Source organism: Pseudoalteromonas umbrosa (assembly GCF_030125375.1).
Lineage (GTDB): Bacteria > Pseudomonadota > Gammaproteobacteria > Enterobacterales > Alteromonadaceae > Pseudoalteromonas > Pseudoalteromonas umbrosa.
Genome location: NZ_JASJUU010000007.1, coordinates 383,830 through 391,940, shown reverse-complemented (window position 1 = coordinate 391,940; position 8,111 = coordinate 383,830). Strand labels below are relative to the sequence as shown.

The following is an 8,111-nucleotide window of genomic DNA, read 5'->3' as shown; positions in this document are numbered from 1 at the left end:
CGGGTGACAAATCTATCTCAGGTCGCGTGTTTGTGGACATTAATCAAGATGGCACAAATAACGGCAATGACTTTGCACTTGCTGGCATTGCGATCACGCTAACGGGTCAGGATCTTTACGGCGAAGAGGTGAGCCTAAACACCACAACGGATGCAAACGGTGCATTCAACTTTGCTGGTCTGCGCAAGTCTGATGCGGCGGGTTACATCATCACGCAAGGCACAACAGATTACCTTGAAGGTCAAGATTACCAAGGTGCAACCCCAGATCAATTTGGTTCAAACAGTGAGATCAAACTGGTATTAGCTGAGCAAGCAGTGGCAGATCTTATCTTTACAGAGCAGATTTATTCTGACGCGAAAATATCGGGTAAAGTATTCATTGATTCAAATAACAGTGGCTTGTTTGATACAGAGGAAACAGGGTTGGCTGGTGTCATAGTGACATTGAATGGTACTTCGGCATTTGGTGAGCCTATATCTATCCAAACTCAAACAGATCAAGCTGGTTTGTTCTCGTTTGATAATCTGATTGAAAGTGATGAACAAGGTTATACGGTAACGCAAGTTCAGCCAGTTGAGTTTAGTGACGGCCTTGAATCGCGCGATGGAGTTATAACTTCAACAGATACAAATGATGCATTTGTGGTTTTATTGTCGACTAGCGATCAGGCTGAAAATTTGCATTTTGCTGAGCTATATATGGGTCGAATTTCCGGTGCTGTGTTTGTAGACAGAAATTCTGATGGTCTATTGGGCAACGGCGATGATGCTATTGCGAATACAGTAATTAAGCTAACAGGTACAACTCATTTAGGTAATGACATTGCTTATGAAGCGATTACTGCTGAAGATGGTCGATTTGAGTTTACACAATTACCGCAAAGTAATGAACAGGGCTATCAGCTCACCCAAATACAACCTGAGCATTATGCCGATGGTTTTGACTATCAAGATGGGACCCGAGTTGATGATTCGGATCAACGAGATGTCATAGACAAGTTGGTACTTGCTCAAGGTGGTGAGCTAGCAAAGCTAAACTTCACTGAAGGCTTCGGTATTGCAATCAGTGGCCGTGTCTTTATTGATAAGACGGACTCTGGCTTATTCCCACAGGGCACTGTGCAAGAACTATCAGAGTTGATGATCGCAGAGAGTGAAATTCAACTCACAGGTGTGGATTATCAAGGTTATCGTGTTGAGCTGACTGCGCTGACCAATGAGCAGGGGGTTTACTCTTTTACTGAATTGCCGCCAAGTAATGAGCAAGGTTATACCTTGACACAGGTTGTACAACCAGATGCTTATTTAGATGGCCAAGAGTCAGCCAATGGCGCCGTGATTGCGAGTACCAAAGGCACGGATAGTATTTTTGTTGGTACCATCTTAGAAATTAAACAGTATGCAAATTATGATTTTGCTGAGCTACCAACTGCTTCTATTTCTGGCGAAGTTTGGGTTGATGCAGATGAAAATGGCTTATTAGATGAAGGTGAAGCACTGCGTATTGGTGGCGTTCAAGTCAATTTAACAGGCTCCACACTAGACGGCATTGAAGTAGAGCGCGCCGTAGTTTCTGACGAACAAGGCGAATATATCTTCGATTATTTATATCCAGGTACGTATCAAATCACCCAACAACAACCAGATGCTTGGTTAGATGGTAAAGAGCAGCTAGGTAATGCGGGCGGAGCAGTTGGAGAAGATCAATTCTCGGGCATTTCAATTGCCTTAGATCAGCATGCAACAGGATATAATTTTGCAGAGCGCGGCAGCGATCTTGCTGGTCGAGTGTATATTGATTTGAACGATGATGGTGTACAAGACACATATGAGTTGGGTTTACGTGATGTTAGATTGACCATTACCGGTGCAGATCTGGATGGGCAGCCTGTTAGCCGTGATATTTTAACTGATGCTTATGGACGATATGAGTTTGAAGATCTGCCACTCAGTGGTGTGGATGGATTTACTGTAACTGAGTACCAACCTGAAAATACACAAGATGGTCTTGATAGTGTAGGTAGTATTGGCGGCGTGCTTGGTGATGATTTGATCTCTGCGATCCACATCGAGCGACACGTCACAAAGGCACATTCATATAACTTCGGTGAGCAGTTAATGGATCCGGCCAGTATTTCCGGCTTGGTATGGTTAGATAAAAACCACAACCGTGAAAAAGATGATAGTAATGGACAAAGCGGTTGGATCGTTGAGCTGTTACCGGATCCCATGACTGGGGAAGGCAATCCGCTAGATGCAGAGCCATTGGCAACGATCGAATCAGATGCTAACGGCCAATATACTTTCCATGGTTTACCTGTGGGTACGTATGAAGTGCGCTTTAGACACCCTCAAGGTGGTGTAATTTATGGTCTTCCAGTCTCTGACGATCCAGAGGCGAGTACTGAAAAAGGGACTATCTTAAATCTACGAGTGAGTGCGGGCGAACAGGTTGAGAATCAGTCATTACCTGTCGATCCATCTGGCGTGATTTATGACTCAGAACTGAGGAAGCCAATTGAGGGTGCAAAAATTAAGATCACTGGCCCAGATGGTTTTGAGCCTGATCTGCACCTAGTAGGTGGTTCGGCGAATGTAGAGCAAACCACCAGCGATGATGGTTACTATCAGTTTTTACTCTTTGCACAAGCGCCTGCTGGGGTATATGAGTTACATGTAACGGAACCAAACGGGTATCAAAGTGGTGGTTCGAAGCGTCTACCTGTATGTGCTAATACACTCAGAGTGGGTGCTCGAGAATTACCAATTACCATTTTTGCTGAAGAAACTGTGCCAACGCTTAATGCACCTGAGCATGTCGCAACCCAGTGCGCTAGCCACTCGGATCAAGCACTGCAAGATATGCATACAACACAGTACTATCAGAGCTTTTATATTGAGCCTAAATTACCATCAGGCAACGTCGTAAATAACCATATTCCGTTAGATGCCTTTGGCGACGATCTTGTTCATGTGAGCAAGCAAGCGCTTAAACAAGACGTTGTGATTGGTGAGCTGGTGCCTTATCGCATTAAGGTGACCAACCAGTCAGATATGGTGCTTTCACCTCTGGGTCTTATTGATCAACTGCCAGCTGGTCTGAAATATGTTGCTGGTAGCGCTAAAGTCGATGGTCAAGCGATTGAACCAGAGCAGCAAGGCAGACAATTACGTTGGCATGTGAGCGCCTTACAACCAGAGCAGTCGATGATGATCGAATTGATCGTGGTTGTCGGTGCCGGTGTCAGTGAAGGCAAATACATTAACCAAGCTTGGGTAGAGTTTGTCGGGGGCTTGTACCAAAACGGTGTGGGTAACCGTATCTCAAATATCGGCGAAGCTGCGGTGAGAGTTGTGCCAGATCCTATTTTCGATTGTAGCGATCTGTTGGGTAAAGTCTTTGATGATCACAACCGTAACGGCATGCAAGATCAGGGAGAGCCAGGGCTACCAGCCATTCGTCTTGCTACGGCGCAAGGTCTTTGGATCACTACGGATCAGCATGGTCGCTATCATCTTGCATGTGCAGACATTCCACATGCAATTCGCGGTGGTAACTTTATTGTTAAACTAGACGAGCGCAGCTTACCTTCAGGTTATCGTGTGGTGAGTGAAAATCCACGAGTGGTGCGTTTAACACGTGGTAAATCACAACAACTTGACTTTGCAGCCAGTATCCATAAAGTAGCGCGCATTGAGATCACCGCTGAGTTATTTGATGGTGAGTCAGTTATGCCTGAGTACTTGTCTCGTCTAACGCAGCTAATGGATGCACTAGATAAAACACCGACAGTGATCCGCATCGCGTATCAACAATCTGAATTAGAGCAAACCACAGAAGCGGAGCGCAAATCTCAATTGTTACTTGAATGGCTCCAAACACAAGTAGCAGAGCGTGAGCTTCCAATCACTATTGAAACGGAAATGATCCCATTTTTTATTCCAGCTTTACCAGCCCACCAGCAGTTAGGAGGAAGCGATGACTAATCGATTCTTGCTAAGTAAAATTTCGTTATTGTGTGCAGCAGCGTATGCTTCTGCACCTTCAATGAGCTATGCCTTTATCGACGCTGTTAATGATAGCAAAGTGGCGTCTGCGGCAAGTAATACTGAACGGGTGATAGTGCAAAAGCATTTTGTTTTTAGTGGATTGGATGAGCCTAAGGCAAAAACCGTCGCAATAGAGCGCACGGTTAAAAATGATAAGTCCGCTCAATTCGTGAAAGACTCTGCGATCCGTTTTGTTTCTGGTAAGCATTATTTAACGGGCACTACGAAGCTTGAAATGGACCGTATTATTGGCTTTTTGCAAGGCAAGCAAGATATTAAATTGCACTTTATCGGCCACGCAGATTCACAAGGTCTGAGCGCCAATGCGCGTAAGATTTATAAAACCAATCAGGGTCTGTCTGAGCATAGAGCTAATATTGTATCGGATTATTTTCGTCAGCAGCTTAATCTTGCCCCCTCTGCGACAACAACCGAAGGTCGATCTAATCGCGAGCCGGTAGCAAGTAATGCGACATTGGCCGGAATGGCTAGAAACCGCCGAGTCGAAGTCATTGCTGTTTACACAGAAACGCGCAAGGTCAAAGATACACAGGTTATAGCTCCGCCGCAGCGTCATAAGTTATGCGGCAACAGTACATCTCATCAAGGGCCGCTGAATATCACCATAGATGGTGAAGCCTTTATGGATGAAGATGCAACCAATAATGCCGATAGTCAACGCTGTGCTGATATCAATTTAGAGCGCTTTGAGCTGCAATTAAAATATGACCCTTTGAATGTATTGCCGAAATTGAACGTGCAGCACGCACTGGCTAAATCTGGTAATACCTTGATGCTACATCTAAAAGGTTATAGTAATTACCAGAGCTTTTTTGATTACGCAGAAGTGCAGATCCTCGCCCCACACAGTGACAAAGTGCTGGCGAAGGTGGCGTTAGATGAAGGATTAACAGGCCGCTGGCGATTACCGAGCAATATGCTGGGCATGAGCTTGAAATACCGCTTAAGAGTTTACAATAAGCAAGGCCGCTTTGATGAAACAAGCCTTGCTCAGGCTGATTTCAAACCTCGCTATGCGGTAGATGCCAACAAGCTTGATGGATATCTAATGACAGGTTACGGCAAGTCGACGCTTGCTAAGCAAAATATCAAAATCTCAGGCGGTGCACTGACTTTATATGGTGAGCAAGTACCGAGTAATCATCGTGTGTACTTCTTAGGCCGTGTGGTAGCTGTAAATCGTGAGCGTAAATTTGTACATCAAGAAATTGTTCGTAGTGGTTTTCATCGCGCGGAAGTTGCCGTTTTAAATGAGCAAGGGGAAGGACGCTTAATCCATCGGGATTTAGCATTGCCAAAGAGTGATTGGTTTTATGTGGCAATGGCCGATTTAACCTTAGGTCAAAACAGCCATAATGGTCCAGTTGAATTACTCAGTGCTGATCACAACAAAGACGGCAATGTGTTTGCCGAAGGCCGATTAAGTGGTTATATCACGGGGAAATGGCAAGATGAATACAAGGTTACCGCGCGGATAGATACGCAGGAACAAGGGCTGAATAAGTTACTCTCTGGCTTACATGAGAAAGATCCAAAAAGCTTATTTCGACGTCTTGAAGAAGAGCAGCACCCGACAGAATATGGCGATGACTCGACCGTGATTGATGATGCACCAACCAATGGTAAGGTGTATCTAAAAGTCGAGAAGTCTCAGTCTCACGTATTATGGGGTAACTTTAATACGTCGTTCAATGATACTGAGTTGGCACGTGTTGAACGAGGCTTATATGGTTTGCAATTGCAATACATCACAGATGAGCTGACTGCTGCCGGTGACAATCAATCCCAAGCTCATTTCTATGCAGCAGAGGCGGAAACGCTAGGCGCGTATGAGTCCCACCGCTCCACAGGCGGCTCTCTGTATTATCTTCAACATCAAGATATAGTGCAGGGATCTGAACAGGTAGCTGTTGAGGTACGTGATAAAATTACGGGTTTAGTGTTAGTCAGGCGCAGCCTAGTTGCTGGTCAAGACTATGATATTGATGCACTACAAGGGCGAGTGTTACTTAATAGACCCTTGTCTTCATTCCAGCAAGACGACTTATTGGTGCGTACCGCAAGTTTAGATAGCAACCCTGTTTATTTAGTGGCGCAATATGAGTATACACCGGGGATAAACGGTTTAGACAATTTGACGTATGGTGCACGTTTGAGTCATTGGCTGAGCGATACTATTCAAGTGGGTACTACGCTGAATCATCAAGAACAAGACCTGTTTAACGATCAATTGATTGCGTTAGATGCTACATACCGTAAAAGTGATACTGCATACATCAAGGTTGAGGTCGCCCAAACAGAAGGTATTGGCAATACATTGAACTCGTTTACTGGTGGTATTGAGTTTGACCAGCAACAGTCGAGTGAAATGGGCCAAGTAGCTGATGGGCATAGAATTGAAGCTGCATTTGAGTTTTCTGATCTTGGTCTGGATGAACAGGGGCATGGCCAATTTTATTGGCAACAACTTGAATCCGGGTTTAACTCGACAGGCCAAATAAGCCAAGTTGATAGCCATGCAGTTGGCACATTTTGGCAATGGCAAATTGAAGACGATCATGCCATTCAGCTCAAAGTGGATGAACAAAAAGCAGAGCAGCAACAACGCAGGCAGGCGGCTGAATTAGGGTATGTGTATCAACTAAATGACGATTGGCAAATTAGCAGTGCTGTGCGTCAAGACAATAAAGAAAACCTTACAGAGCAAAATGAGCAGTCTCAAGCCCGTCAACTTGATGATGGTGAACGTGTTGATGCAATAGTACAGCTTGATTACGACGGCAGTGAAAAGTGGCAGCCTTATGTTTATATTCAAGGCACGCTTGCAAGAGAGCAAAGCCGACTAGCAAATAACCGTGTTGGTATCGGCACTGAAGTGCAATTGACAGACACACTGGCTGTCAATTCTGAGGTATCTCATGGCAACCTCGGTGAAGCGGGTAAACTCGGGGTTGATTGGCAATATAAAGCGGGCAGCAATGCTTATGTTGAATATCGTGTCGACCCTGATGGGGGAGAGCTATTTTCGACCGGCAAGCAAAAAAACTGGGTAACAGGCTCAAGACATAGATTTAATTCTTCAACCAGCGTCTACGCAGAGCAGATCTGGCAACAAGATAGTCGACAAACGGGTTTAACCCATGCCTATGGCATTGAACATGACTTTTTAGTTGGTTGGCAAGCGGGCCTTGGTTTTGAACAAGGTGAGCTTGAAAGTGATAATGATTTAATAGACCGTGATGTCACCACCTTATCGCTTGGCTATCAAACCGATAAATGGCAGTGGCGCAGTGCTCTCGAGTACCGAGAAGATAGCAATAGTACGGAGACTAGAACGTCTTGGCTGGCAAGACAAAACATTCATGCAAAATTAACTGATGATTGGCGAGCACAGCTGCGCATCGACTGGGCGCAAAGTGACAGTTCCTTATCTGACAGCGCGCCTGCGGGCGCGCTCAACAGTGACTTCACTGAAGCACAATTTGGTGTGGCATATCGACCGATTGAAGCGAGCCCTTGGTCCGGTATGGCAAGCTTTACATATCTTGAAGATTTAGCGCCTGCATCACAATTGAGTGGCATTGGTCTCGATAACACGCCACAGCAGCGAAGCCGCGTGTGGGCATTAGACGTAAATTATCAGCTGACACCGCGCTGGCGTATCGGTACTAAACTGGCGCAGAGACAAGGTGAGCTGAGAATGGGGCGTGACACAGGTCAATGGTTTGATTCTGAGGCAACACTTGGCGTATTGCGTGCTGACTACCATTTGATGCATCAATGGGATGCAACCCTTGAGTGGCGCTCTTTGAGTGTTGGCTTAGCAGAAGACCGCCGATCGGGCGCCCTATTTGCGCTACATCGCCATGTGGGAGAGCATATGAAAATCGGTGTTGGCTATAACTTTACTGACTTCTCTGATGATTTAACGGACCTAGACTACGACTCAAAAGGGTGGTTTATCAACCTTGTTGGTAAGTTCTAGGCAGTGCACTTAACTCTCCCAGAGTTCCAACTTGGCATTAAGATGGCTTGTTG

At 45.4% G+C, this 8,111-nt stretch carries 2 protein-coding genes; both read left to right on the top strand.

Annotation, left to right across the window (positions count from 1 at the left end; genetic code table 11):
• A partial coding sequence (locus QNM16_RS21245; protein WP_284022275.1) for an SdrD B-like domain-containing protein occupies positions 1 to 3,989 on the top strand: 3,989 nt, incomplete at its 5' end.
• Positions 3,982 to 8,058 (top strand): OmpA family protein, encoded by a 4,077-nt coding sequence (locus tag QNM16_RS21240; protein WP_284022274.1) that lies wholly within the window; start codon positions 3,982 to 3,984, stop codon positions 8,056 to 8,058. The genes QNM16_RS21245 and QNM16_RS21240, both read left to right, overlap by 8 nt.
• The last annotated feature ends 53 nt before the right edge of the window (positions 8,059 to 8,111 follow it).

Bases quoted from the DNA above. Each gene is read 5' to 3' on its own strand.
- QNM16_RS21240 (WP_284022274.1), top strand. From the start codon at position 3,982: ATGACTAATCGATTCTTGCTAAGTAAAATTTCGTTATTGTGTGCAGCA.